Annotated in this window: 21 protein-coding genes, 2 tRNA genes and 3 rRNA genes; 7 read left to right on the top strand and 19 right to left on the bottom strand. The window is 61.3% G+C overall.

Going from position 1 to position 26,271, the window contains the following annotated elements; all coding sequences use genetic code 11:
- Nucleotide 1: 1 nt before the first annotated feature.
- The 5 genes from ACTYOL_RS04030 to ACTYOL_RS04010 all read left to right on the top strand — a co-directional run bounded on the left by ACTYOL_RS04030 (nt 2) and on the right by ACTYOL_RS04010 (nt 5,253).
- A complete protein-coding gene (locus ACTYOL_RS04030) occupies nt 2-1,006 on the top strand; it encodes a branched-chain amino acid ABC transporter permease (protein WP_444757566.1) in 1,005 nt (334 codons plus the stop codon).
- Nucleotides 1,006-1,758, top strand: a complete 753-nt coding sequence (locus ACTYOL_RS04025) for an ABC transporter ATP-binding protein (RefSeq protein WP_054895108.1) — start codon at nt 1,006-1,008, stop codon at nt 1,756-1,758. Before ACTYOL_RS04030 ends, ACTYOL_RS04025 begins: the two co-directional genes overlap by 1 nt.
- Nucleotides 1,758-2,453 (top strand): ABC transporter ATP-binding protein, encoded by a 696-nt coding sequence (locus ACTYOL_RS04020; RefSeq protein WP_153774752.1) that lies wholly within the window; start codon nt 1,758-1,760, stop codon nt 2,451-2,453. The genes ACTYOL_RS04025 and ACTYOL_RS04020 overlap by 1 nt, the downstream gene beginning before the upstream one ends.
- A 111-nt stretch (nt 2,454-2,564) precedes the next feature.
- The gene (locus tag ACTYOL_RS04015; protein ID WP_444757565.1) at nt 2,565-3,842 is read left to right on the top strand and encodes a Zn-dependent hydrolase; all 1,278 of its coding nucleotides are present in this window, start codon (nt 2,565-2,567) and stop codon (nt 3,840-3,842) included.
- A 1-nt stretch (nt 3,843) separates the two neighbouring features.
- Nucleotides 3,844-5,253, top strand: a complete 1,410-nt coding sequence (locus ACTYOL_RS04010) for an amidase (RefSeq protein WP_197892641.1) — start codon at nt 3,844-3,846, stop codon at nt 5,251-5,253.
- 53 nt (nt 5,254-5,306) lie between these two features.
- Here the strand turns inward: ACTYOL_RS04010 and thiO are convergent, their stop codons facing one another.
- From thiO to ACTYOL_RS03985, 5 genes are read right to left on the bottom strand one after another with little or no spacing between them, the layout of a single operon-like run.
- Nucleotides 5,307-6,404 carry a glycine oxidase ThiO gene (gene thiO, locus ACTYOL_RS04005; RefSeq protein ID WP_197892644.1) on the bottom strand — a complete coding sequence of 366 codons (1,098 nt, stop codon included), beginning with the start codon at nt 6,402-6,404 and terminating at the stop codon, nt 5,307-5,309.
- 31 nt (nt 6,405-6,435) lie between these two features.
- Nucleotides 6,436-6,825, bottom strand: a complete 390-nt coding sequence (locus tag ACTYOL_RS04000) for a type IV pilin protein (protein WP_197892646.1) — start codon at nt 6,823-6,825, stop codon at nt 6,436-6,438.
- A 1-nt stretch (nt 6,826) separates the two neighbouring features.
- A complete protein-coding gene (locus ACTYOL_RS03995) occupies nt 6,827-7,309 on the bottom strand; it encodes a hypothetical protein (RefSeq protein ID WP_197892647.1) in 483 nt (160 codons plus the stop codon).
- Nucleotides 7,306-7,971 carry a PilW family protein gene (locus ACTYOL_RS03990; RefSeq protein ID WP_197892649.1) on the bottom strand — a complete coding sequence of 222 codons (666 nt, stop codon included), beginning with the start codon at nt 7,969-7,971 and terminating at the stop codon, nt 7,306-7,308. The genes ACTYOL_RS03995 and ACTYOL_RS03990 overlap by 4 nt, the downstream gene beginning before the upstream one ends.
- Nucleotides 7,968-8,330: a prepilin-type N-terminal cleavage/methylation domain-containing protein gene (locus ACTYOL_RS03985; protein ID WP_420029890.1), complete on the bottom strand. Its 363-nt coding sequence runs from the start codon at nt 8,328-8,330 to the stop codon at nt 7,968-7,970. The genes ACTYOL_RS03990 and ACTYOL_RS03985 overlap by 4 nt, the downstream gene beginning before the upstream one ends.
- A 110-nt stretch (nt 8,331-8,440) precedes the next feature.
- Between ACTYOL_RS03985 and ACTYOL_RS03980 the strand changes: the two genes are divergently transcribed.
- A complete protein-coding gene (locus ACTYOL_RS03980) occupies nt 8,441-8,929 on the top strand; it encodes a GspH/FimT family pseudopilin (protein ID WP_112897288.1) in 489 nt (162 codons plus the stop codon).
- Here ACTYOL_RS03980 and ispH read toward each other — a convergent pair whose 3' ends face one another.
- The 6 genes from ispH to murJ form a co-directional block, all read right to left on the bottom strand.
- Nucleotides 8,930-9,877, bottom strand: a complete 948-nt coding sequence (gene ispH / locus ACTYOL_RS03975; RefSeq protein ID WP_063542800.1) for a 4-hydroxy-3-methylbut-2-enyl diphosphate reductase — start codon at nt 9,875-9,877, stop codon at nt 8,930-8,932.
- Between the two features lie 14 nt (nt 9,878-9,891).
- Entirely contained in the window at nt 9,892-10,329 is a 438-nt protein-coding gene (locus ACTYOL_RS03970) for an FKBP-type peptidyl-prolyl cis-trans isomerase (RefSeq protein ID WP_444757564.1), read from the bottom strand.
- Nucleotides 10,322-10,837 (bottom strand): signal peptidase II, encoded by a 516-nt coding sequence (gene lspA / locus ACTYOL_RS03965; protein WP_444757563.1) that lies wholly within the window; start codon nt 10,835-10,837, stop codon nt 10,322-10,324. The genes ACTYOL_RS03970 and lspA overlap by 8 nt, the downstream gene beginning before the upstream one ends.
- On the bottom strand, nt 10,830-13,661 hold the full coding sequence (ileS, locus tag ACTYOL_RS03960) for an isoleucine--tRNA ligase (protein WP_151926493.1): 2,832 nt from the start codon (nt 13,659-13,661) through the stop codon (nt 10,830-10,832). The genes lspA and ileS overlap by 8 nt, the downstream gene beginning before the upstream one ends.
- On the bottom strand, nt 13,658-14,608 hold the full coding sequence (ribF, locus tag ACTYOL_RS03955) for a bifunctional riboflavin kinase/FAD synthetase (RefSeq protein WP_323453116.1): 951 nt from the start codon (nt 14,606-14,608) through the stop codon (nt 13,658-13,660). The genes ileS and ribF overlap by 4 nt, the downstream gene beginning before the upstream one ends.
- Nucleotides 14,609-14,726: 118 nt before the next feature.
- On the bottom strand, nt 14,727-16,265 hold the full coding sequence (murJ, locus tag ACTYOL_RS03950) for a murein biosynthesis integral membrane protein MurJ (RefSeq protein ID WP_197892652.1): 1,539 nt from the start codon (nt 16,263-16,265) through the stop codon (nt 14,727-14,729).
- 253 nt (nt 16,266-16,518) lie between these two features.
- Here murJ and rpsT point away from each other — a divergent pair, with 253 nt between their 5' ends.
- Nucleotides 16,519-16,797, top strand: a complete 279-nt coding sequence (gene rpsT / locus ACTYOL_RS03945; RefSeq protein ID WP_029614579.1) for a 30S ribosomal protein S20 — start codon at nt 16,519-16,521, stop codon at nt 16,795-16,797.
- Between the two features lie 118 nt (nt 16,798-16,915).
- Here rpsT and ACTYOL_RS03940 read toward each other — a convergent pair whose 3' ends face one another.
- The 8 genes from ACTYOL_RS03940 to ACTYOL_RS03905 all read right to left on the bottom strand — a co-directional run bounded on the left by ACTYOL_RS03940 (nt 16,916) and on the right by ACTYOL_RS03905 (nt 25,806).
- Nucleotides 16,916-19,216, bottom strand: a complete 2,301-nt coding sequence (locus ACTYOL_RS03940; protein WP_153774758.1) for a PqiB family protein — start codon at nt 19,214-19,216, stop codon at nt 16,916-16,918.
- A complete protein-coding gene (locus ACTYOL_RS03935; protein ID WP_054895092.1) occupies nt 19,209-19,832 on the bottom strand; it encodes a paraquat-inducible protein A in 624 nt (207 codons plus the stop codon). The genes ACTYOL_RS03940 and ACTYOL_RS03935 overlap by 8 nt, the downstream gene beginning before the upstream one ends.
- Nucleotides 19,819-20,478 (bottom strand): paraquat-inducible protein A, encoded by a 660-nt coding sequence (locus ACTYOL_RS03930; protein WP_065863427.1) that lies wholly within the window; start codon nt 20,476-20,478, stop codon nt 19,819-19,821. The genes ACTYOL_RS03935 and ACTYOL_RS03930 overlap by 14 nt, the downstream gene beginning before the upstream one ends.
- A gap of 192 nt (nt 20,479-20,670) precedes the next feature.
- Nucleotides 20,671-20,786: ribosomal RNA gene (rrf, locus tag ACTYOL_RS03925) — 5S ribosomal RNA — on the bottom strand.
- A gap of 133 nt (nt 20,787-20,919) precedes the next feature.
- Nucleotides 20,920-23,812: ribosomal RNA gene (locus ACTYOL_RS03920) — 23S ribosomal RNA — on the bottom strand.
- Between the two features lie 222 nt (nt 23,813-24,034).
- A tRNA-Ala gene (locus ACTYOL_RS03915) sits at nt 24,035-24,110 on the bottom strand.
- Between the two features lie 6 nt (nt 24,111-24,116).
- Nucleotides 24,117-24,193: transfer RNA gene (locus tag ACTYOL_RS03910), tRNA-Ile, on the bottom strand.
- 76 nt (nt 24,194-24,269) lie between these two features.
- Nucleotides 24,270-25,806 (bottom strand): 16S ribosomal RNA (locus ACTYOL_RS03905).
- Together the 16S, 23S and 5S rRNA genes with 2 tRNA genes alongside form the textbook arrangement of a ribosomal RNA operon.
- Nucleotides 25,807-26,271 lie beyond the last annotated feature (465 nt).

Genomic DNA, 26,271 nt, shown 5'->3' with positions numbered 1-26,271 from the left:
GATGAGCGAGAAGAATCCATTACCGGCCGGGCCGCGCACGCCCGTCCTGCTGTTGCTGGTGGTCGCCAGCCTGGTGGTGCTGCCGCTGGTGCTGCCCTCGGCCACGCTGGCCACCGAGATCCTGATCTTTGCCCTGGCGGCGCTCGCCTGCAACCTGCTGTTGGGCTACACCGGCCTGCTGTCATTCGGCCAGGGCATTTTCTTCGGCGTGGGTGCCTATGGCGCGGCACTGCTGATGATCCACCTGAAATGGGGGCTGTTCGCCGCGCTGCTGGGCGCTGCGGTATTCGGTGCGTTGCTGGCGCTGCTGGTCGGCGCACTGGCGATCCGGCGCAAGGGCATCTACTTCGTCATGCTGACCCTGGCCTTCAGCCAGATGGCGTACTTCCTGGCCTACACCCTCAGCGGCTGGACCGGTGGCGACAATGGCCTGCTAGACGTGCCACGGCCGAATGTCGAAGTCTTCGGCCACGTGCTGGTCGACCTGGGCAACCCTCGGCACTTCTATGCCTTCGTCGCCGTGCTGTTCCTGCTGATTTTCGCCTTCGCCCTGCGGGTGATCCGCTCGCCCTTTGGCAGCACCTTGCTGGCGATCCGCGAGAACGAGACCCGCGCGGCGGCGATCGGCTACGACACCCGCCACTTCAAGATCCTGGTGTTCATGCTGTCCGGCGCCATCACCGGTATCGCCGGGGCGCTGTACGCCATGCTGCTGCACTTTGCGCCGCTGTCGAACATCGACCTGATGATGAGCGAGAACATCCTGATCATGACCATCATCGGCGGCACCGGCTCGCTGTTCGGCTCGCTGCTGGGGGCCGGCGCCATCGTGGTACTGGGCGATGTGCTGTCGGAGCTGTGGCCACGCTGGCTGATGCTGCTCGGGCTCATCCTGATCCTGGTGGTGGTATTCATGCGTGGCGGCCTGTGGGGCGGCCTGGCCGAGCTGGGCAAGCGCTTGCGTCCGGGGCGTGCGTTGTCGACCAAGACCAAGGAGACCTTGTGATGAGCGAGTTCCTGCTGGAAACCCGCAACCTGGAGCTGGCCTACGGGCCGTTCCGCGCGGTCGGCGGTGTCGACCTGAAAGTCCGGCCTGGCACCATCCACACGGTCATCGGCCCCAACGGCGCCGGCAAGACCAGCCTGTTCCACTGCCTGACCGGCGAACGCCAGGCCACCGCCGGCAGCATCCTGTTCAATGGCCGCGACATCGTCCGCAAGCCCTCCCATGGCCGCGTGGCCCTGGGCATGGCGCGCTCGTTCCAGCTCACCAGCCTGTTCCAGAACCTCTCGGTGCGCGAGAACCTGCGCCTGGCCGCCCAGGGCCGCGATGGCCTGGGCGCGCTGAACTTCTGGCGCAGCGTCGAGCACAAGCGCAGCCACTGGGACACCGCCGACCAGGTGCTCGAGCGCCTGAAACTCACAGGCCGTGCCGACACCCTCGCCGGCGAACTCTCCCATGGCCAGCAGCGCGTACTGGAAGTCGGCATGTCGATCTGCGCCAAGCCGAGCCTGCTGATGCTCGACGAGCCCACCTCCGGCATGGGCATCGACGACATCCCGCTGATGACCGAACTGATCAGCGATCTGGGCCGCGACCACACCGTGCTGCTGATCGAACACAACATGAGCATCGTCATGTCTATCAGCCAGCGCATCACCGTCATGAGCCACGGCCAGATCCTGGTCGAGGGCACCCCGGACTTCGTACGCAACGACGAACGCGTGCGCACCGCCTACCTTGGAGAGGCCGCCTGATGCTCAACGTCGACTCGATCCATTCCTACTACGACAAAAGCCACGTGCTCGAAGGCGTCTCCCTGCAGGTCGGCGCCGGGGAACTGGTGACCCTGCTCGGGCGTAACGGCGCTGGCAAGACCACTACCTTGCGCAGCATCCTCGGCATTGTCCAACCTCGCCAGGGCCAGATCAGCTTTGATGGTCAGCCCCTGGTCGGCCGCGAAATCTTCGATATCGCCCGCCGGGGCATCGCTCTGGTGCCGGAACATCGCGGCATCTTCCGCCAGCTCAGTGTCGAGGAAAACCTGAAGATCGCCACGCGCAAGGAGAGCCGCTGGCAGTTGCGCGACGTCTACGCGATGTTCCCGCGCCTGGAAGAGCGCCGCCGTAACGGTGGCTTCGCGCTGTCGGGCGGCGAGCAGCAGATGCTGGCGATCGCCCGCGCCCTGCTCAACGGCCCGCGCCTGCTGATCCTCGATGAGCCGACCGAGGGGCTGGCACCGGTGATCGTCGACGAGCTGGTGAAGATCCTGCGGCGAATCAAGGACGAAGGGCTGTCGATCCTGTTGGTGGAGCAGAACCTGATGGTCTGCGATGCCTTGGCCGACCGTCACTACGTGCTCGAACAGGGCCGCGTGGCCTACCAGGGCACCGCCGCACAGTTTCGCGACGACCCGAGCATCAAGAACCGTTACCTGGCGCTGAGTGCCTGATTTCAGGCCTTGCTCTGTATCGGCCTCTTCGCGGGCAAGCCCGCTCCCACTGGGATATCGCCACAAGCAGCCCGCGAAGAAGGCCTCTAATTGCTACAGGAGAGACGCACCATGAACACCCGCATCGATCCCTCGCAACACCTGCTCGGCCAGGGCGCCCTGGTCAACCGCGAGCGCCTCTGGCAATCGCTGATGGACCTGGCCCGGCTCGGTGCCACGGCCAAGGGCGGTGTATGCCGCCTGGCGCTGACCGATCTCGACCGCCAGGCCCGCGACCTGTTCGTGCACTGGTGCGAAGAGGCTGGCTGCACAGTCAGTGTCGACGCCATCGGCAACATCTTCGCCCGCCGCGCAGGACGCAACCCGGCACTGGCGCCGGTCATGACCGGCAGCCATATCGATACCCAACCCACCGGCGGCAAGTTCGACGGCTGCTACGGCGTCATGGCCGGGCTCGAAGTGGTGCGCACCCTCAATGACCTTGGCCTGCAGACCGAGGCCCCGCTGGAAGTGGTGGTGTGGACCAACGAAGAAGGCTCGCGCTTCCCACCGTGCATGATGGGCTCGGGCGTGTTTGCCGGTAAGTTCGGCCTGCAGGAGACCCTCGACAAGGTCGACGAACAGGGCCTTTCGGTGGGCGCGGAGCTTCAGCGCATCGGTTACGCCGGCCCGCGAGTGCCCACCGGGCATCCGGTCGGCGCCTATTTCGAAGCGCATATCGAGCAGGGGCCTGTGCTGGAGGACCAGCGCACCACCATCGGTGTGGTTCAGGGCTGCCTGGGCCAGAAGTGGTTCGACCTGGTGTTCACTGGCGTCGAGGCGCATGCAGGCCCGACGCCGATGCACCTGCGCAAGGATGCGCTGGTTGGCGCTGCCGAGGTGGTGGCCGCAGTCAACCGCGTGGCCCACGCCCACCAGCCACATGCCTGCGGCACCGTCGGCTGCCTGAACGTGCACCCCGGTTCGCGCAACGTGATTCCCGGCCAGGTGCAGATGACCCTCGACCTGCGCCACCTCGACCCCGCCCACCTGGATGCGATGGTCGCCGAGGTGCGCGAGGTGATCGAGGCCAGCGCCGCCCGCCATGGCCTGAGTTTCGAGCTCACCCCCACCGCCGACTTCCCTCCGTTGTACTTCGCCGAGCAGTGCGTCGATGCGGTACGCCAGGGTGCGCGCGAATTGGGCTTGAACCACATGGACATCGTCAGTGGCGCTGGCCACGATGCGATCTTCCTCGCCGAACTGGGCCCGGCCGGGATGATCTTCGTGCCGTGTGAAGGCGGCATCAGCCATAACGAAATCGAGAACGCCGCGCCGCAGGACCTGGCAGACGGCTGCGATGTGCTGCTGCGCGCCATGGTCCAGGCCGCCAACCCGGGAGCCCATTGAGATGACAGGCAAGACCGCCATCGGTGAATTCAGTGCCACCGAGCTGCTCGAACTGTACCGCCGCCGCCAGTTATCGCCGCTCGAAGTGATCGACGACGTGCTGGCCCGCATCGACCTGCACAACCCCGCCGTCAACGCCTACTGCCATGTCGACGGCGAAGGCGCACGCGCCGCTGCCCGCGCCAGCGAACGCCGCTGGCAGCGTGGCGAGCCGTGCGGACGCCTGGACGGATTGCCCACGTCGATCAAGGACCTGACCTTGACCCGCGGCATGCCGACCCGCAAAGGCTCACGCACCAGCTCAGGCGTCGGACCATGGGAAGTCGATGCGCCCTTCAGCGCCTTCATGCGCGAGGCCGGCGCCGTGCTGGTGGGCAAGACCACCACGCCGGAGTTCGGCTGGAAAGGGGTCACCGACAACCCGTTGTACGGCATCACCCGCAACCCCTGGGATACCCGCCTGACCGCGGGCGGGTCGTCTGGCGGTGCGGCAGCAGCAGCGGCGCTCAATCTCGGCGTGCTGCACCAGGGCAGCGATGCCGGTGGCTCGATTCGAATCCCCTGCGCCTTCACCGGTACCTTCGGCATCAAGCCGACCTTCGGCTACGTACCGCAGTGGCCAGCCAGCGCCATGACCGTGCTGTCGCACCTGGGGCCGATGACCCGTACGGTGGATGACGCCGTGCTGATGCTCGACTGCGTAGCCCGCCCCGACCCGCGCGACGGCCTGGCCGGAGCCCCACGTCAGTCGCCCTGGCTGGACGACTCGACAGACCTGCGCGGCCTGCGTATCGCCTACAGCGCCGACTTCGGCTACATACAGGTCGATCCGCAGATCCAGGCACTGGTGGCCCAAGCCGTGCAACGCCTGGCGCGCCTGGGGGCGACGGTGGAGGAAGTCGATCCAGGTTTCAGCGACCCGCTGCAGACCTTCAATACCCTGTGGTTCGCGGGCGCGGCACGCTTGGCCAGTGGGCTGAGCGAGGCACAGCGGGACTTGCTCGACCCGGGCCTGCGCGGGATCGCCGAGCAGGGGGCTGGCATCAGCCTGGCCGATTACACCCAGGCACTGGAAGCACGTGCCGAGCTGATCGCGCAGATGAACGCCTTCCACCAGCGTCATGACGTGCTGCTCTCACCGATGCTGCCACTGGTCGCATTCGAAGCCGGGCACAACGTGCCGCCAGGGTCGGGCATGGCGCAGTGGATGGAATGGACGCCCTTCAGCTACCCGTTCAACCTGACCCAGCAGCCTGCGGCGTCGGTCCCCTGCGGCTTCACCCGCGAGGGGTTGCCGGTGGGGCTGCAAGTAGTGGGCGCGCGCTTTGCCGATGAACAGGTGCTCAGGGTGTGCAAGGTGTACGAACAGCATTACCCGAGTCGGCACCTGCAGGCGCCGCACCGGCACTGAGGTCTGTGCAAAACACGCAGCGGCCTTGCGCGACGCGAGGCCGCTGCGTGTTTTCAGCCCAGACGCCCGGCCGGGGCGTAGGGGGCAGGATCGATGATCGGCTCGGCGCCGGTCAGCAGATCGGTAAACAACTGGCACGAAGCAGGCGCCAGCACCAGACCGTTGCGGTAATGCCCGCAGTTGAGCCACAGCCCGGCGTGCCCAGGCACCGGCCCGATGTAGGGAATACCTTCAGGCGAGCCCGGTCGCAGCCCGGCCCAATGCCCCACGACCGGTGCGTCCTTCAATTGCGGCAACAGCTCGATCGCCGACGCCCGCAGACTTTGCAGCGCAATCTCGGTCGGGGTCTTGTCGTAACCCTCGTGCTCAAGCGTGCTGCCCACCAGGATATGCCCGTCGCGCCGCGGAATCGCATAGCGCCCCTTGGCCAGTACCATGCTCGGCAGAAAGTCGGCATCGCACTTGAACAGGATCATCTGGCCCTTTACCGGCTCAACCGGCAACTCCAGCTCGAGGGTGCGCAACAGGTCGCCACTCCAGGCACCGGCACTGAGCACCACTTCGTCGGCGGCCAGCACGCCTTCATCCGTCAGCACGCCGGTCACGCGCCCGTCTTTCTGGACGAAACCGCTGATCTGGCAGTGTTCGCGCAGGCTGACGTTGGGCAGTGCCAGCAACGCGGCTTTCAGCGACTTCACCAGGCGCGGGTTGCGTACGTTGGCCACACCGGCCATGTAGATCGCGTGCTGATAGCCTGGGCCGAGCACCGGAACGGCGTCATAGGCCGCCGAGATGTCGACGGCGCTCAAGGGACGGTGTTCGCGTGCAGCCCAGGCCAGGGCTTGGGCTTCATCGTCGAGGTCGAGCCAGTACAAACCGGTGGTGTGCACTTCAGGGTCGACACCCGTGCTGGCGAACAGACGCTCGCCCAACTGTGGATAGAAATCCTGCGACCAATGCGCCAGGGCGGTCACCGCCGGGCTGTAGCGCCACGGATACAGGGGCGAGACGATACCACCGCCGGCCCAGGACGACTCACGACCGACCTCGCCCTGGTCGCACACCACCACACGGTCAACCTTTGCTGCCAGGTTGAAGGCAGTCAGCAGACCGATCACCCCGCCACCGACAATCACTACGTGCTTGCTCATCTGTCGATCCAACACCTGAAGTAAAAACGCCTCACCAACAATCCGCCTCATCCAGCGCCCCAGGATTCGCACGCACACCGGCCTGGTCAAGCTGGTAGTCGCCACAACGATCACGCGCCATCAGCCCCTGGGGCTGACGCTCGGCCAGCAGCCGATACTGGCCGTGCTCGCGCCAGGCTCGCAGGCGATAGAAGCGGCTACCCTCGGGCAGCGGTGTCTGCCACTGCTCGCTGTCGGCATACTGGCCGGTACGGGCGTAGTGGGATTGCAGACGCTGGGCGGTATCGTGCAGCAGGCCGACCGCTTCGCCGCGCGCGGCGCGCCGAAGCTGGTCGCTATAGCTGGGATAGGCAACGCTCGCCAGAATGCCGGTCACGGCCACGACAAGCAACAGCTCCATAAGGCTAAGGCCACGTTGCATCTCAAGACTCCCTGAATCGCTGGCGCCAGGCGATACGCCGGGGTGCCTGGGCCTGTCCGGACTCGACCGCATAGATCGCCTCCAGTACCTGCCGTGCGCGGGCCTGACGGCTTACCGCAGTGATCCGGAACAAGACCACCCTCGCCCCTTCTGGCATGTGCGCAGCGCGGGTACTAACGCCCAGTTGCTGTAACAGAAAGAAACCGTGCTCGCTGGCCTGCCACGGTGGCTGCCCATCGATCAGGTCATGGGGTGCGGGCGGTGGGGCGCACACCTGGCAGGGCGAAGGGGGCGCCAGGGCAAGCTGTAGCGCGCCCGCCAGCAGGCTCGCCTCGGCCTCTTCAAAGGCGCGCGCCGCCTCCAGCGCGCTGCCCGCCAACGCTATCTGCTGCAGCGTGTCACGCAGGGCCGAGATGGAGAACAGGCCAAGCAGCAGGCTCAGTACCAGGGCCAGCAGCAAGACCATCCCGCGCTGGGCGCTCATGACGGTGGCAACCGGTTGCGCAGCGCAACGCTCAGCGCGTAGTTTCGCTCGACGCCCAGCACAGGGTCACCAAGGGTCAACTGCAGGTCCACGCGCTCCCCCTCATTGCCCACGACACGGGTGACACGAAAAGCACGCACATTGTCGATGAGCACGGCATTCATGCCGCCGCCGCTGAGCATCAGGCCGTCGCCTTGAAAGCGGTAGGTCTGCCGCCGCACCGGGAACGCCAGCGTAGTGCTACTACCGGCCTGGCGTGCCGGATGAACCTCGGCCCAGGTGAGGCAATCGGTGAGCAGCGTCCAATCCGGGTTGCCTCCTGCCCCTCGCACGTCGGCCGTCACCAGGCTGAGCGTGACCTCGCGACCATCGCCGGCATGGGATATCTGCAACGGCTGGGCGAAGGCCTGTGCAGCAGAGGGGTCGATGAACTCGATGGCTTCGGGTGCCAGGCAGCCAAACATGCCGGTCATGCGAATGTCCTGCGCCAGCCGCTGAAAGGCGAGCGAGGCGTCATCCTGCATCCGCGACAGCGCGCCTTGCACGCGCCAGGCTTGCTGGGCCGACACCAGAGCTTGCCCCGCAGCGGCCAGCAGTATCAAGCCCAAGGCCAGTGCCAGCAGGGCCTCCAACAGGCCGAAGCCTCGTTGTCGAGGCGTCATGGCAGCACCCTGCCCTGCAGAGCGATGACCTGCGCCTCGCTGCTGCGTGGGTCGTGCCAGCGAATCTCCAGCTGCAACCACTCTCCGGCCACGACCGCCCGCCCCTCGCCGCGCTGGTCCAGCAGCGAACCTATCAGTGCGCGCCAGCCGTGCAGCGCCTCGGGTTCAAGCGTACCGCTCGCCCTCACACGCTCGAACAACAGGTGTGCCAACTGCACCGCCTGTGCATCGCGCCGCGCGCCCTCGCCGGCCTGCACTGCGCGTATCTGCGATGCCGCCGCGGCGAACAAGCCGAGCGACAGCACCAGCACTGCCAATACCACTTCCAGCAAGGTCATGCCCTGCTCCCTGTGCACCATGGTTTCGCCTCCTGCGAAATTTCCCGCCAAGCCTGATCGGCCTGGCTGACTGGACCTCCTGGTCCGCAGCACCGAAGCTACAGCGAAGCACTTCCAGGGAGGAATGCACGATGCGGCAACAGGGAGTAACACTGATACAAATGATGAGCGTACTGGCCATGGTCGCGCTTCTGACACAGCTCGCGGCACCGGCCTACGCCAACTTGACCGAAGACCTTCGCCAGGCCGCAGCCGCCCGCGACCTGGCACAGAGCCTGCGAAGCGCACGTGGCGACGCATTGCTGCAGAACCGGAGCGTTGTGGTGCAACCGCTGGAGGGGGATTGGGGGAAGGGTTGGCAAACAGTGCTGGAAGGCAACCAACAACTGCTGCGCGAACATCGGCTGGGCCGACCCATGAGGATCGCTGCCAACCTGGAAAAACTGAGGTTCAGTGGCCTGGGTGTCCCGCTGCGCGACAATGGCGCATTTTCCGGCGGCACCTTGCAGATCTGCCAACGTGCGCAGGGCAGCAGTCAGCATCGGGTCGTTGTCGCACCTAGCGGGCGAGTCAGCCTGCGCAGCGGGGCGAGCGAAGCGCCGCGCTGCGCAGGCCCCTGATCAGATCAGCGAGCGAACCCGCAGCTCCTTGGGCATCGAGAAGGTGATGTTCTCTTCACGTCCATCAAGCTCCTCAGCGCCCGTAGCACCCCAGGCCTTGAGCTGCTCGATCACCCCACGCACCAGCACCTCGGGCGCAGAAGCGCCTGCAGTGATGCCGATGCGCTGGACGCCGTCGAACCAGGCACGCTGCAGGTCTTCGGCACCGTCGATCAGGTAGGCCGGCGTGCTCATGCGTTCGGCCAGTTCGCGCAGACGGTTGGAGTTGGAGCTGTTCGGGCTGCCGACCACCAGCACCACATCACACTCATCGGCCAGTTGCTTGACCGCATCCTGACGGTTCTGGGTGGCGTAGCAGATATCGTCCTTGCGCGGACCACCAATATTCGGGAAGCGTGCACGCAGGGCATCGATGACGCGACTGGTGTCGTCCATCGACAGCGTGGTCTGGGTGACGAACGCCAGGTGGTCAGGATCGCGGACCTGCAGGGTGGCGACATCCTTTTCGTCCTCGACGAGGTAGATGGCGCCGCCATTGCTGGCGTCATACTGGCCCATGGTGCCTTCGACTTCCGGGTGCCCGGCATGACCGATGAGAATGCATTCACGGCCATCACGGCTGTACTTGGCCACCTCGATGTGCACCTTGGTCACCAGCGGACAGGTGGCGTCGAACACCTTCAGGCCACGACCGGCCGCTTCCTGGCGCACGGCTTGCGAGACGCCGTGGGCACTGAAGATGACGATCACATCGTCCGGGACCTGATCCAGCTCTTCGACGAAGATCGCGCCGCGGTTGCGCAGGTCCTCGACGACGAACTTGTTGTGCACCACTTCGTGGCGCACGTAGATCGGCGGCCCGAAAACTTCCAGGGCACGGTTGACGATCTCGATCGCCCGGTCGACACCCGCGCAGAAGCCACGCGGGTTGGCGAGTTTGATTTGCATGCTCGGCTCCAGGCTCACAGCGCCTTCACATCGAGGATCTTGACCTCGAAGTTCAGGGTCTTGCCAGCCAGCGGATGGTTGAAGTCGATGGTCACCTGGTTGTCATCGAAGGCTTTCACCACACCCGGAAGTTCGGTGTTGGCGGCATCGTTGAAGATCACCAGCAGGCCCTCTGACAGCTCCATGCCGTCGAACTGCGAACGGGGCATCACCTGTACGTTCTGCGGGTTGGGCTGACCGAAGGCGTTCTCAGGGGCGATGGTCAGCTTGCGCTCGTCGCCAGCCTTGAAGCCAAACAGTGCAGTCTCGAAGCCCGGTAGCAGGTTGCCATCGCCGACCTTGAACACGGCGGGCGCCTTGTCGAAGGTGCTGTCGACGGTGTCGCCGTTTTCCAGGTGCAGCGCGAAGTGCAGGGTGACTTCGGTGTTCTGGCCGATACGGATCTCAGTCATGGACCGGCTCCTCGCTTTTCTTGCTCTTGAACATGTCCAGCGCCAGCATCACCGCTCCGACGGTAATCGCACTGTCGGCCAGGTTGAAGGCCGGGAAGTAGTGGGTGTTGCGCCAGTGGACGAGGATGAAGTCGACCACATGCCCCAGCACGACGCGATCCCACAGGTTGCCGATGGCACCACCCAGCACCAGGGCCAGCGCGACCGCCAGCCACGTCTCGTTGCGCCCCAGGCGCTTGAGCCAGACCACCAGTACGGCGCTGACCACCACGGCGATCAGGGCGAACAACCAGCGCTGCCAGCCCGAGCTGTCGGCCAGGAAGCTGAAGGCCGCGCCCGTGTTGTAGGCCAAGGTCCAGCTGAAGTAGTCGGGAATGACCACGATCTGCTGGTACATGGTCAGGGCGTTGTCGAAATACAGCTTGGTGGCCTGGTCGAGGATCAGGACCACCAGGCTCAGCCAGAGCCAGGCAAGGCGCCCGAAGCGCCCCGCTGCAGGATTAGGCATAGTGGCGCACCTCACCGTTGCCGCTGATGTTGTCGACGCAGCGAGCGCAGATCTCCGGGTGTTCCGGATGGCTGCCGACGTCGGCGCGGAAGTGCCAGCAACGGCCGCACTTGGCATGGCCGGACTTGACCACTTTCAGCTTGAGGCCTTCGACTTCGGTTGTCACCGCCTCGGCCGGCGCCTGGACGAACGGCACCACGCTGGCGGCAGAGGTGATCAGCACGAAGCGCAACTCGTCGCCCAGCTTGGCCAGGTCGGCGCTCAGGCCTTCCTCGGCGAAGAGCGTGACTTCGGCTTGCAGGTTGCCACCGATGACCTTGGCCACGCGCTGGTTCTCCAGCTCCTTGTTGACCGCCGCCTTGACCGCCATGATGCGGTCCCAGTAGGCGCGATCCAGCTCGCTGTCCTGTGGCAGCTCGCTCAGGCCCTGATACCAGGTGTTGAGCATGACCGACTCGTTGCGTTCGCCCGGCAGGTACTGCCAGATCTCGTCGGCGGTGAAGGCCAGGATCGGCGCGATCCAGCGCACCAGCGCCTCGCTGATGTGGTACAGCGCGGTCTGGCAGGAGCGGCGCGCAACGCTGTTGGCGCCGGTGGTGTACTGGCGGTCCTTGATGATGTCGAGGTAGAAGCCGCCCAGCTCCTGCACGCAGAAGTTGTGCACCTTGGAGTAGACGTTCCAGAACCGGTACTCGGCGTAGTTCTCTTCGAGCTCACGCTGCAGCAGCAGGGTGCGATCGACCGCCCAGCGGTCCAGGGCCAGCATGTCTTCGGCCGGCAACAGGTCGCGCGCCGGATCGAAGCCGGACAGGTTGGAGAGCAGGAAGCGCGCGGTGTTGCGGATACGCCGGTAGGCGTCGGCGCTGCGCTGCAGGATCTGCTCGGAAACGGCCATCTCGCCGGAGTAATCGGTGGCGGAAACCCACAGGCGCAGGATGTCGGCGCCCAGGGTGTTGTTGACCTTTTCCGGCTCGATGGTGTTACCCAGCGACTTGGACATCTTGCGGCCGTTCTCGTCCACGGTGAAACCGTGGGTCAGCAGCTCGCGGTACGGCGCGTGGCCGTCGATGGCGCAACCGGTCAGCAGGGAGGAGTGGAACCAGCCGCGGTGCTGGTCGGAGCCTTCCAGGTACAGGTCGGCGCGCGGGCCGGTGGTATGGCCGATGTCGTGCGAGCCACGCAGCACGTGCCAGTGGGTGGTACCGGAGTCGAACCAGACGTCGAGGGTGTCGGCGATCTTGTCGTACTGGCCGGCCTCGTCACCCAGCAGTTCCTTGGCGTCGAGCTTGAACCAGGCCTCGATGCCTTGTTTCTCGACGCGCTTGGCCACTTCTTCCATCAGCTCGACGGTGCGAGGGTGCAGCTCGCCGGTCTGTTTGTCGAGGAAGAACGGGATAGGTACGCCCCAGTTGCGCTGGCGCGAGATGCACCAGTCAGGACGGTTGGCGATCATCGCGTGCAGGCGAGCCTGGCCCCAGGACGGCACGAACTTGGTGTCTTCGATGGCCTTGAGCGCACGCTCACGCAGGTTTTCACCGTTGTTGGGCTGCTTGTCCATGCCAACGAACCATTGTGCGGTGGCGCGGTAGATCAGCGGGGTCTTGTGGCGCCAGCAGTGCATGTAGCTGTGGCTGATGGTTTCGGTGTGCAGCAGCGCACCGACTTCCTGCAGCTTCTCGACGATGGCCGGATTGGCCTTCCAGATGAACTGGCCACCGAAGAACTCCAGCGATGGCGCGTACACACCGTTGCTCTGCACGGGCGTGAGGATGTCGTCGTTGACCATGCCGTAGCGCTTGCAGGTGACGAAGTCGTCCTCACCGTAGGCCGGCGCGGAGTGGACCACGCCAGTACCGGCGCCCAGCTCGACGTACTCGGCCAGGTAGATGGGCGACAGGCGCTCGTAGAACGGGTGGCGGAAATTGATCAGTTCCAGCGCCTTGCCTGGCGCGGTGGCCACTACCGAGCCTTCCAGCGCGTAACGCTTCAGGCACGACTCGACCAGTTCCTCGGCCAGCACCAGCAGGCGCTCGCCGGTATCGACCAGGGCGTAGTTGAAGTCCGGGTGGATGTTCAGCGCCTGGTTGGCCGGAATGGTCCAGGGGGTGGTGGTCCAGATCACGATCGCGGCAGGCTTGTTCAGCGAAGCCAGGCCGAAGGCGGCGGCCAGTTTGTCCTGGTCGGCGATCGGGAAGGCGACATCGATGGTCTGGGATTTCTTGTCGGCGTACTCGACCTCGGCCTCGGCCAGGGCCGAACCGCAATCGAAGCACCAGTTCACCGGCTTGAGGCCCTTGAACACGTAGCCTTGCTTGACCATCTCGGCCAGGGCGCGGATCTCGCCAGCTTCGTTGGCGAAGTCCATGGTTTTGTAGGGGTTGTCCCAGTCGCCCAGCACGCCCAGGCGGATGAATTCGCTCTTCTGCCCTTCGATCTGCTCGGCGGCGTAGGCGCGGCACAGCTCGCGGGTCTGGTCGGGCGTCAGGTGCTTGCCATGGGTGACCTCGACCTTGTGCTCGATCGGCAGGCCATGGCAGTCCCAGCCCGGCACGTAGGGCGCGTCGAAGCCCGACAAGGTCTTGGACCGGACGATCATGTCCTTGAGGATCTTGTTCAGCGCGTGACCGATGTGGATTTTGCCGTTGGCATAGGGCGGGCCGTCGTGCAGGACGAACTTCGGACGATCCTTGCCAATCTCGCGCAACTTCCGGTACAGGCCAATGCTGTCCCAGCGCTGCAGGATCTGCGGTTCGCGCTGAGGCAGGCCGGCCTTCATGGGGAAGGCGGTGTCCGGAAGGTTAAGCGTGGCTTTGTAGTCGGTCATTTCAGGCTCTTGGTTAGCGGTTGAGCGTGCCAGTGGGCACGTGCGGCGGCGATGTCCGCGTCGATCGCCGACTTCAGCGCCTCCAGGGAGGCGAATCGCTGCTCCTCGCGCAGCTTGTGGTGGAACTCCACTGTCAGACGCCGGCCATAGAGGTCGCCGGTGTAGTCCAGGAGATGGATTTCCAGGTGGGGACGCCCATCACCCTTGACGGTGGGACGAACCCCGATGTTGCCGACACCCGGCCAAGGCGTGCCGTCGATCTCGATGCTGGTCAGGTAGACCCCGGACAGCGGCACGCGACGGCGCTTGAGCTGGATGTTGGCGGTGGGCGTGCCGAGCTGGCGGGCCAGTTTCTGGCCGTGCAGCACGCGCCCGGTAATGCGATACGGACGGCCCAGCAAGTGCTCGGCCAGCTCGAAGTCGGCTTCGGCCAGGGCCTTGCGCACCTCGGTGCTGCTGACGCGCAGGCCGTCCTGGATCACGGTGTTGGCCGCCTCGACGGTGAAACCGTACTGCTGGCCGGCCTGGACCAGGAAGTCGAAGTCGCCGGCACGATCGCAGCCGAAGCGGAAGTCGTCGCCGACTTCCAGGTGACGCACGCCCAGGCCGTCGACCAGCACCGCCTTGACGAACTGATCGGCGCTGAGCTGGCTAAGGCGCTGGTTGAAGGCCAGGCACAACACCCGGTCAATGCCTTCGTCGGCCAGCAGCTCGATTTTGTCGCGCAGACGCGCCAGCCGGGCCGGCGCGGTGTCCGGGGCGAAATATTCCCGCGGCTGCGGCTCGAAGATCACCACGCAGGTGGGCAGGCCCAGCTCCTGGCCGCGCTCACGCAGGCGCGCCAGGATGGCCTGGTGGCCCCGGTGAACCCCGTCGAAGTTGCCAATGGTGGCGACACAGCCCCGGTGCTCGGGGCGCAGGTTGTGAAGACCTCGAACCAGCTGCATAACGCGCTTCTTGCTCATAAAGTGGCCGATTATAACCACACCGGGGCGCTGGTGACAGGCAGCAGTGCCACTGTGGGCCGTGGAATGCGAAAAACCGACGCCTGGCCCTGCCCCGACCTCAGTGCAGCGCCTTGCGGACAAAGTGCCGAGGGCGGAAACCGCACAGGAACAGGCACCCGAAGTAGGTCACCACACCCGCGCCGATCAATGCGCCGAGGCGCAGGAAACGCTCGAGCATGTTGCCCTGCTCCCAGGCTGGCATGAAGTGCATGCCCAGCAGCAGCACGCCAGACATCAGCCCAACTGCCAGTACCAGCTTGAGCAGGAACATCGCCCAGCCAGCCTGGGGCTGGAACATACCGTGGCTGCGCAGCTTCCAGAACAGCAGACCGGCGTTGAGGCAGGCCCCTAGGCTGATGGCCAGAGCCAGACCTGCATGTTGCAGCGGGCCGATCAGCGCGAGGTTGAACAGCTGGGTGCAGATCAGGGTGAAGATGGCGATCTTCACCGGCGTACGGATGTTCTGCTGCGCATAGAAGCCAGGCGCAAGCACCTTGACCAGGATGATCGCCAGCAGACCGACCGAATAGGCGATCAGTGCGCGCTGGGTCATGGCGGCATCGGTGGCGGTGAACTTGCCGTACTGGAACAGCGCCACGGTCAGCGGCTCGGCGAGGATCGCCAGGGCCAGGGTGCAAGGCAGCACCAGCAGGAAGCACAGGCGCAGGCCCCAGTCGAGGATCCGCGAATACTCTTCACGGTCCTTGTTGGCGTAGGTCTTGGCCAGGGTCGGCAGAAGAATGGTGCCCAAGGCTACGCCCAGCACACCGGAAGGAAGCTCCATCAGACGGTCGGCGTAGTACATCCAGGACACCGATCCGGCCACCAGGAAGGAGGCGAAGATGGTGTTGATGATCAGCGAAATCTGGCTCACCGACACTCCGAGGATCGCCGGCAGCATCTGCTTGAGCACGCGCCATACCCCGGTATCGCGCAGGTTCAGCCGTGGCAGCACGAGCATGCCGATCTTCTTCAAGGCTGGCAGCTGGTACAGCAGCTGGGCCAGCCCCCCCGCCAGCACGCCCCAGGCCAGGGCCATGATCGGCGGGTCGAAATAGGGGGTGAGGAACACGGCGAAGGCGATCATCGCCACGTTCAGCAGGGTCGGCGTAAAGGCCGGCACCGAGAAGCGGTTCCAGGTATTGAGGATCGCCCCGACCAGCGACGACAGGGATATCAGCAATATATAAGGAAACGTCACCCGCAACAGTGCGGTGGTGAGTTCGTATTTCTCGGCACTGTCGACAAAGCCGGGGGCCGTGACCCACACCACCCAGGGCGCGGCGAGTATGCCCAGGGCAGTGACCAGAGCCAGGACCAGCGTGAGCAGGCCACTGACATAGGCGATGAAAGTGCGCGTGGCCTCCTCGCCCTGCTGGGTCTTGTATTCGGCAAGAATCGGCACGAAGGCTTGGGAAAACGCGCCCTCGGCGAAGATACGCCGCAGCAGGTTGGGCAGTTTGAAGGCAATGAAGAAGGCGTCGGTGGCGATGCCAGCGCCGAAGACCCGCGCCAGAATGGTGTCGCGAACGAAACCCAGCACCCGCGAAATCATGGTGATGGAGCTGACTGCAGCCAGGGATTTGAGCAGGTTCATCGAAAAGTTTTACGCCTGGGACTTGAGAGCGCTGCCAGATGACGCCCGGATGTGCGATAATCCCGCTTCTTTGCAGGGGTGCCAAAAACTCCCGAGTTTACAGGTCGTTGCGTAGAAAGGAATCTCTCCTTCCGCGCACACATGCCACTCGGCAGATCCTTGCAACTGGCCTTGACATCCGTCCGACTCATCGGCATGATTCGCGGCCTTATTTGTTTGCTATTTACCCAAAAGTCTTTCGAGGAGCTCGACGGTGGCCAACACACCTTCCGCCAAGAAACGTGCAAAACAGGCTGAGAAGCGTCGCAGCCACAACGCCAGCCTGCGTTCCATGGTCCGTACCTACATCAAGAACGTAGTCAAGGCCATCGACGCTAAAGACGCCGAAAAAGCGCAAGCTGCTTACACTCTGGCTGTGCCTGTAATCGACCGCATGGCCGATAAAGGCATCATCCACAAGAATAAAGCTGCTCGCCACAAAGGCCGTCTGAATGGCCACATCAAGGCGCTGAAAGAAGCTGCAGCTGCCTAAGCGACGCGCTTTAACAAAAACCGACCCTAGGGTCGGTTTTTTGTTGCCTGCGATTTAGCTGGCCATCGACAGATCAACCAAGAAATCCGGGCCGCGATAAGCGGCCCCGGACTCATTGCTACTTGCCCACCGGGATCTTCGGTGCCCACTGCAACCAGGCATCATCCGGTTTATCGAACAAGGCAAAGGTCTGCTGCGGCCGCGCGGGATTGCCCATCTGCTCGCCATCCGGCGTTGCAAAGGCAATCCCTCCATCGATGAGGGTTTCCAGCGATTCGGTTCGCACCGTGGCCCCCTTGAACAGCCCCCAGTCAAAGCCGAAACCACTGCTGTTCCAGAAGCGGCTGCCGCCCCGTACCAAGGCGGCATAACGTGGCTCGATCAGAATATGGATCAACACCCGATCCGCACTCTGCCCCAGTTCGTAGCCCGTGACCTTGCCAACCTGGACTTCACGATAGGTGACTGGTACACCCGGCTTTATCGAACCACGACGCGAGGCGCTCAACGTCAGCGGCAGACCGACTTCCTGACCAACCACCTCCGGCGCTTCGGGCAAGGCGATGAAATCCCGCTGCGGGCCCTGGCTCTTCAATGCCGGCTGTACCTCCAGGTACTGACCGCCGATCAGGGTATCCAGGTTCTCTGTGCGCACCAGCCCGAATGCAGGCTTCACCACCCAGAATTGCGTGCCTGTCCGGGCAATGCGGTCCGCAGCATCGGTGATCCGCGCACGCAGCAGCACAGCCTGCAGGTCGGAGGTCAGATCGACGCTTTCAATGCTGCCTACGTCCAGGCCACGGAAGCGGATCGGAGTGCCGGGCTTGAGACCATCGGCACGCTCCACACGGATGGTCACGAGAGTGCCGGCACGGTTGGCTGCCTCCTCGTTCTCCAGCAGGCGGAAACGCGGAATGTGTCGCTTGAGCGGCACGTTCTGCTGCGGCGTGTCGAAAGCGATGCCACCGGCCATCAGGGTCTGCAACGACTCACTCTTGATCTTGATACCCGACAGGCCGCCAGTGAGCGTGATGCCACTGGCATTCCAGAAGCGCGTCGAACCGTTCACCAAGCCGGCATACTCTTTCTCGATATGGACACCAATCAGGATACGCTTGCTGTTGCGAGCGAACTGGTAGCTCTGCACGCTACCGACCTTGACCTGGCGATAGGTTACCGGACTACCTACCTCGAGCGAGCCGAGCGTGTCAGCGAACAACACCAGGTGCAGGCCCGGCGCCTTCAGATCGAGCGGTGGCGCCTTGGCCCTGGCCTCGAACTCACGCTGCGGTCGCGCGCCTTTCTCACCCGGACGAATGGCGATGTAGTTACCCTTTACCAGCGCCTCCAGGCCGGTGATGCCCGCCAATGAAATGGACGGTTTGACCACCCAGAACTGGGTGCCCTCCACCAGGTAGTCTTCGGCCAGCGGGTCCAGCGTGAGCTCGGCCATGGCGCCATCGAGGCCATCATCGATCTTCAGCGTTTTCATGGAGCCCACCTGGATACCCTTGTACATCACCGGGGTACGTCCAGCCTGCAGGCCTTCGTAATCGGTCAGGTGCACCTTGATGCGGATACCAGCCTGAGCTGCCTCGAAGTCCTCATAGAGACGGAACGGAAGGCTCGGATCGGTGGGCGGGCTGTCCTTGCGATGCTCTGGAGTAGCGAAGGCGATGCCGCCAGCCACGATGCTCGACAGCGATTCACTGCGCACTTTGACGCCCGACAGATTGGCATCGATGCTGATGCCGCTGGCATTCCAGAAACGCGTGTGTTTGCGCACCAGACCAGCGTATTCAGGCTCGATGAACAGCTTGATCTCGACCGTTCCATGGTCGTCTGACAGGCGATAGCTTTTTACCTTGCCCACCTGGATCTGCTTGTAGAACACCGGGCTCTCACGATTGAGCGAGCCCAGGCGCTCCGCCTTGAGCGTCAGGTGCAGGCCGGGCTCCTTGTCAGAAAGCGGTGGTGCCTCGGCCAGTGCGGTGAAGCGACGGGTAGGTTCACCCTGCCCTGGATCAACGGCGATGTAGTTGCCGGAAACCAGCGTCTCCAACCCGGAGATCCCAGCCAGGCTGACGCTCGGCTTGACCAGCCAGAAGCGCGTGCCTTTATTCATGTGCGGCTCGGCCGTCTTGTTCATCTCGATGGTGGCGATCACACCCGTGTTGCTGCCCTCGGCATCCAGCACCAGGCTGGTAACCTTGCCCACCGACATGCCCTTGTAGATCACCTCGGTCTTGTTGGCGACGATACCCTCGCCGGTTTCGAAACGAACCTGAATCTCCACGCCAGCGTCACGATAGGCCTGCCAGGCAAGCCAGCCCCCGATCATCAGGGCGATCAGCGGCAGAATCCAGATGGCCGACCAGTTCGAGGCTGGGCGTGTTTTGGCCGTTGGCAAGTCACTCATGGTCGTCGTCCGACTCCGTGTTATCCCAGATCAGTCGGGGATCGAAAGTTAAAGCAGCAAGCATCGTCAGGATCACCACACTGGCAAAGGCGACGGCGCCCAGGTTGGCTTCGACACTGGCGATGCGACCGAAATTCACCACCGCCACCAGAATGGCGATGACGAAGATGTCGAGCATCGACCAGCGACCGATGAATTCGATAAAGCGGTACATCAGGATCCGCTGCCGGGCCGAGAGCGGCTGATGACGCTGCACCGAGTAAAGCAGCAGGCCAATGCCCACCAGCTTGAAGGTCGGCACCAGAATACTGGCAATGAATACCACCGCGGCAATGGGCAGCATGCCGTGCTTCATCAGGGTGATGACCCCGGACATGATGGTGTCCGGGCTGCCCTGGCCCAAGGTGCTGACGGTCATGATCGGCAGCAGGTTGGCCGGGATGTACAGGATCATCGCAGTGACGAGCAGCGCCCAGGTGCGCACGATACTGTTGGGGCGACGCGCATGCACGATGGCACCACAACGAGTGCAGGCCTGCGAGTCGCTGCCCGGCTCCTGGCGATTGAGCTCGTGACACTCGTTGCAGACCAGGATACCGGCATCAATCGCCCGCATGGGTATCCTCCCCGGAGAGCGCTACCCATATCTGATGCGGCGACATCACCACCTCCAGCCAGACCTGCACCAGCAACAGGCTTATAAAGCAGAACAAACCGAGCCCGACGGTCAGTTGCGCCAGGTCGACCAGCTTGACGATCGCTACCAGCACACCCATGAAGTACACCTCGAGCATCCCCCACTCCCGCAGGTGATGATAGATGCGATAGAACAACAGGCCATGACCACGACCGATATTCAGGCGAATGCTCAGCAGTACCAAGAGTTGGCACAGCAGCTTGAGCAATGGAATGGCCATGCTGCACAGGAACACCACAACGGCGACGCCGCGCATTTCAGAGTTGTACAGGCCCAGAACACCGCTCCACACCGTGTCGTCAGCGGTCTGGCCAAGCAGGTGCAGTTGCATGATAGGCAGGAAATTGGCCGGGATATAAAGAAACAGCGCGGTCAGCACCAGCGCGAGGCTGCGATTGACGACATTGTAACGATGCGCATAGAGCTCGTAGCCACAGCGCGGACACTGGGCTTTCTCGCCATGCTGCAGCACAGGCTTGCGCAGCAGCAGGTCACACTCGTGACAAGCCACGAGGTCTTCCAGCGGCAGGCTGGCCAGCGCTTCGGGATCGGCAGGGTTGGACATAGGGAGTTCTGATAGGAAAGTCGGCTCTATTCTAGTGTTCAGACTCGAAATGTGGGAGATGGTGCTTTGCAAAGGCGGTTACGAATGGTGTCGGCCACATGCTTGCTCTCGGCAGCGAATGCTGCCGGCTCTTGATCGCGGAAAAGACAAAACCCCTACCTGCTCGCGCAGATAGGGGTTTTGCGAAATGAATCTTGACGATGACCTACTCTCACATGGGGAAACCCCACACTACCATCGGCGATGCATCGTTTCACTGCTGAGTTCGGGATGGGATCAGGTGGTTCCAATGCTCTATGGTCGTCAAGAAATTCGGTTGCCAGTGCGTCTTTGCAGACACGCCAGCCAATTCGGATATGTGATCTTTGTGGGTCGCTTCGAACTTTCGGTTCGTTTCGTCTTCACCACCGCAATCTGCAAGGCAGATTGCTTGGGTGTTATATGGTCAAGCCTCACGGGCAATTAGTATTGGTTAGCTCAACGCCTCACAGCGCTTACACACCCAACCTATCAACGTCGTAGTCTTCGACGGCCCTTCAGGGGATTCAAGATCCCAGTGAGATCTCATCTTGAGGCAAGTTTCCCGCTTAGATGCTTTCAGCGGTTATCTCTTCCGAACATAGCTACCCGGCAATGCCACTGGCGTGACAACCGGAACACCAGAGGTTCGTCCACTCCGGTCCTCTCGTACTAGGAGCAGCCCCTCTCAAATCTCAAACGTCCACGGCAGATAGGGACCGAACTGTCTCACGACGTTCTAAACCCAGCTCGCGTACCACTTTAAATGGCGAACAGCCATACCCTTGGGACCGGCTTCAGCCCCAGGATGTGATGAGCCGACATCGAGGTGCCAAACACCGCCGTCGATATGAACTCTTGGGCGGTATCAGCCTGTTATCCCCGGAGTACCTTTTATCCGTTGAGCGATGGCCCTTCCATACAGAACCACCGGATCACTAAGACCTACTTTCGTACCTGCTCGACGTGTGTGTCTCGCAGTCAAGCGCGCTTTTGCCTTTATACTCTACGACCGATTTCCGACCGGTCTGAGCGCACCTTCGTACTCCTCCGTTACTCTTTGGGAGGAGACCGCCCCAGTCAAACTACCCACCATACACTGTCCTCGATCCGGATCACGGACCTGAGTTAGAACCTCAAGGTTGCCAGGGTGGTATTTCAAGGATGGCTCCATGAGAACTGGCGTCCCCACTTCAAAGCCTCCCACCTATCCTACACAAGCAAGCTCAAAGTCCAGTGCAAAGCTATAGTAAAGGTTCACGGGGTCTTTCCGTCTAGCCGCGGATACACTGCATCTTCACAGCGATTTCAATTTCACTGAGTCTCGGGTGGAGACAGCGCCGCCATCGTTACGCCATTCGTGCAGGTCGGAACTTACCCGACAAGGAATTTCGCTACCTTAGGACCGTTATAGTTACGGCCGCCGTTTACCGGGGCTTCGATCAAGAGCTTCGCTTGCGCTAACCCCATCAATTAACCTTCCGGCACCGGGCAGGCGTCACACCCTATACGTCCACTTTCGTGTTTGCAGAGTGCTGTGTTTTTAATAAACAGTCGCAGCGGCCTGGTATCTTCGACCGGCATGGGCTTACGGAGCAAGTCCTTCACCCTCGCCGGCGCACCTTCTCCCGAAGTTACGGTGCCATTTTGCCTAGTTCCTTCACCCGAGTTCTCTCAAGCGCCTTGGTATTCTCTACCTAACCACCTGTGTCGGTTTGGGGTACGGTTCCCAGTTATCTGAAGCTTAGGAGCTTTTCTTGGAAGCATGGTATCAACCACTTCGCACTCTAAAGAGCGCTCGTCATCAGCTCTCGGCCTTGAAATCCCGGATTTGCCTAAGATTTCAGCCTACCACCTTAAACCTGGACAACCAACGCCAGGCTGGCCTAACCTTCTCCGTCCCTCCATCGCAATAACTGGAAGTACAGGAATATTAACCTGTTTTCCATCGACTACGCTTTTCAGCCTCGCCTTAGGGACCGACTAACCCTGCGTCGATTAACGTTGCGCAGGAAACCTTGGTCTTTCGGCGTGCGAGTTTTTCACTCGCATTGTCGTTACTCATGTCAGCATTCGCACTTCTGATACCTCCAGCAAGCTTCTCAACTCACCTTCACAGGCTTACAGAACGCTCCTCTACCGCATCACCAAAGGTGATACCCGTAGCTTCGGTGCATGGTTTGAGCCCCGTTACATCTTCCGCGCAGGCCGACTCGACTAGTGAGCTATTACGCTTTCTTTAAAGGGTGGCTGCTTCTAAGCCAACCTCCTAGCTGTCTAAGCCTTCCCACATCGTTTCCCACTTAACCATGACTTTGGGACCTTAGCTGACGGTCTGGGTTGTTTCCCTTTTCACGACGGACGTTAGCACCCGCCGTGTGTCTCCCATGCTCGGCACTTGCTGGTATTCGGAGTTTGCATCGGTTTGGTAAGTCGGGATGACCCCCTAGCCGAAACAGTGCTCTACCCCCAGCAGTGATACATGAGGCGCTACCTAAATAGCTTTCGAGGAGAACCAGCTATCTCCGAGCTTGATTAGCCTTTCACTCCGATCCACAGGTCATCCGCTAACTTTTCAACGGTAGTCGGTTCGGTCCTCCAGTCAGTGTTACCTAACCTTCAACCTGCCCATGGATAGATCGCCCGGTTTCGGGTCTATACCCAGCGACTAAAGCGCCCTATTAAGACTCGCTTTCGCTACGCCTCCCCTATTCGGTTAAGCTCGCCACTGAATATAAGTCGCTGACCCATTATACAAAAGGTACGCAGTCACCTAACAAAGTAGGCTCCCACTGCTTGTACGCATACGGTTTCAGGTTCTATTTCACTCCCCTCTCCGGGGTTCTTTTCGCCTTTCCCTCACGGTACTGGTTCACTATCGGTCAGTCAGTAGTATTTAGCCTTGGAGGATGGTCCCCCCATGTTCAGACAAAGTTTCTCGTGCTCCGTCCTACTCGATTTCATTGAAAAGAGACTTTCGTGTACGGGGCTATCACCCACTATGGCCGCACTTTCCAGAGCGTTCCACTAATCTCAAATCAACTTAAGGGCTGGTCCCCGTTCGCTCGCCACTACTAAGGGAATCTCGGTTGATTTCTTTTCCTCAGGGTACTTAGATGTTTCAGTTCCCCTGGTTCGCCTCTTGCACCTATGGATTCAGTACAAGATACTCAGCTTGTGCTGAGTGGGTTCCCCCATTCAGAGATCTCTGGATCACAGTCTGTTTGCCGACTCCCCAAAGCTTATCGCAGGCTACCACGTCTTTCATCGCCTCTGACTGCCAAGGCATCCACCGTATGCGCTTCTTCACTTGACCATATAACCCCAAGCAATCTGGTTATACTGTGAAGACGACATTCGCCGAAAATTCGTGAGAACTCACAAATTTTACCTTAGCCTGAATTACCAGCAGTGAAACTGGCATTCAGTCTATTTCTATCACATATCCGAATTTTTAAAGAACGATCTGACAAAAGCCAGAAATCAACATTCATCAACGAATGTTCATTTCTAGGTTCTGATCAAGGTACAGCGTAAGTGGTGGAGCCAAGCGGGATCGAACCGCTGACCTCCTGCGTGCAAGGCAGGCGCTCTCCCAGCTGAGCTATGGCCCCGCATATTGGTAGGTCTGGGCAGATTTGAACTGCCGACCTCACCCTTATCAGGGGTGCGCTCTAACCAACTGAGCTACAGACCTATATAGGGTCTTGATCGTCTTCACAATGAATCAAGCAATTCGTGTGGGAGCTCATCAGCAGGCTGATGTCTTCGATTAAGGAGGTGATCCAGCCGCAGGTTCCCCTACGGCTACCTTGTTACGACTTCACCCCAGTCATGAATCACACCGTGGTAACCGTCCTCCCGAAGGTTAGACTAGCTACTTCTGGTGCAACCCACTCCCATGGTGTGACGGGCGGTGTGTACAAGGCCCGGGAACGTATTCACCGCGACATTCTGATTCGCGATTACTAGCGATTCCGACTTCACGCAGTCGAGTTGCAGACTGCGATCCGGACTACGATCGGTTTTGTGAGATTAGCTCCACCTCGCGGCTTGGCAACCCTCTGTACCGACCATTGTAGCACGTGTGTAGCCCAGGCCGTAAGGGCCATGATGACTTGACGTCATCCCCACCTTCCTCCGGTTTGTCACCGGCAGTCTCCTTAGAGTGCCCACCATAACGTGCTGGTAACTAAGGACAAGGGTTGCGCTCGTTACGGGACTTAACCCAACATCTCACGACACGAGCTGACGACAGCCATGCAGCACCTGTGTCAGAGTTCCCGAAGGCACCAATCCATCTCTGGAAAGTTCTCTGCATGTCAAGGCCTGGTAAGGTTCTTCGCGTTGCTTCGAATTAAACCACATGCTCCACCGCTTGTGCGGGCCCCCGTCAATTCATTTGAGTTTTAACCTTGCGGCCGTACTCCCCAGGCGGTCAACTTAATGCGTTAGCTGCGCCACTAAAATCTCAAGGATTCCAACGGCTAGTTGACATCGTTTACGGCGTGGACTACCAGGGTATCTAATCCTGTTTGCTCCCCACGCTTTCGCACCTCAGTGTCAGTATCAGTCCAGGTGGTCGCCTTCGCCACTGGTGTTCCTTCCTATATCTACGCATTTCACCGCTACACAGGAAATTCCACCACCCTCTACCATACTCTAGCTCGCCAGTTTTGGATGCAGTTCCCAGGTTGAGCCCGGGGCTTTCACATCCAACTTAACGAACCACCTACGCGCGCTTTACGCCCAGTAATTCCGATTAACGCTTGCACCCTCTGTATTACCGCGGCTGCTGGCACAGAGTTAGCCGGTGCTTATTCTGTCGGTAACGTCAAAACAGCAAGGTATTAACTTACTGCCCTTCCTCCCAACTTAAAGTGCTTTACAATCCGAAGACCTTCTTCACACACGCGGCATGGCTGGATCAGGCTTTCGCCCATTGTCCAATATTCCCCACTGCTGCCTCCCGTAGGAGTCTGGACCGTGTCTCAGTTCCAGTGTGACTGATCATCCTCTCAGACCAGTTACGGATCGTCGCCTTGGTGAGCCATTACCTCACCAACTAGCTAATCCGACCTAGGCTCATCTGATAGCGCAAGGCCCGAAGGTCCCCTGCTTTCTCCCGTAGGACGTATGCGGTATTAGCGTTCCTTTCGAAACGTTGTCCCCCACTACCAGGCAGATTCCTAGGCATTACTCACCCGTCCGCCGCTGAATCAAGGAGCAAGCTCCCGTCATCCGCTCGACTTGCATGTGTTAGGCCTGCCGCCAGCGTTCAATCTGAGCCATGATCAAACTCTTCAGTTCAATACTGCTTGGGTTTTTAAGAAACCCTAAACTTGGCTCAGCAATCTCAAATGACTATGTGATTTCTCGCATGGCCACTTGTGATGCTGATAATCTTGGCGACTATCAGTCCGTACTCACAAGCACCCACACGAATTGCTTGATTCGATTTGTTAAAGAGCGGTTGGCTAAGAGCTTTTCGTCTCAACCGAGGCGCGCATTCTACGCTTTCCTCATTTGCTGTCAAGCGTTTATTTTGAAGTTTTTTCCGAGAAACTCGTTTAGCTTCAAACACTTGACTCGCTGCGATCTCTCGTAGCGGGAGGCGAATCATACAGCACTCGAAGATGCTGTCAACTGCCTTTTTTCACCGCTGCCGATCAGGTGATCGAAGCCCTTCATGCCTCACCGAACTCGCTTAACTCATTGATTATCAAGGAGTTTTGCGTTCCGTTTGCTGCGGAAGTGGGGCGCATTATAAGGGGA

Source organism: Pseudomonas sp. A014 (genome assembly GCF_052378495.1).
Taxonomy (GTDB): Bacteria; Pseudomonadota; Gammaproteobacteria; order Pseudomonadales; family Pseudomonadaceae; genus Aquipseudomonas; species Aquipseudomonas machongensis.
Note: the sequence above shows the minus strand (reverse complement) of the source record. Positions and strands in the feature narration are given on the sequence as shown.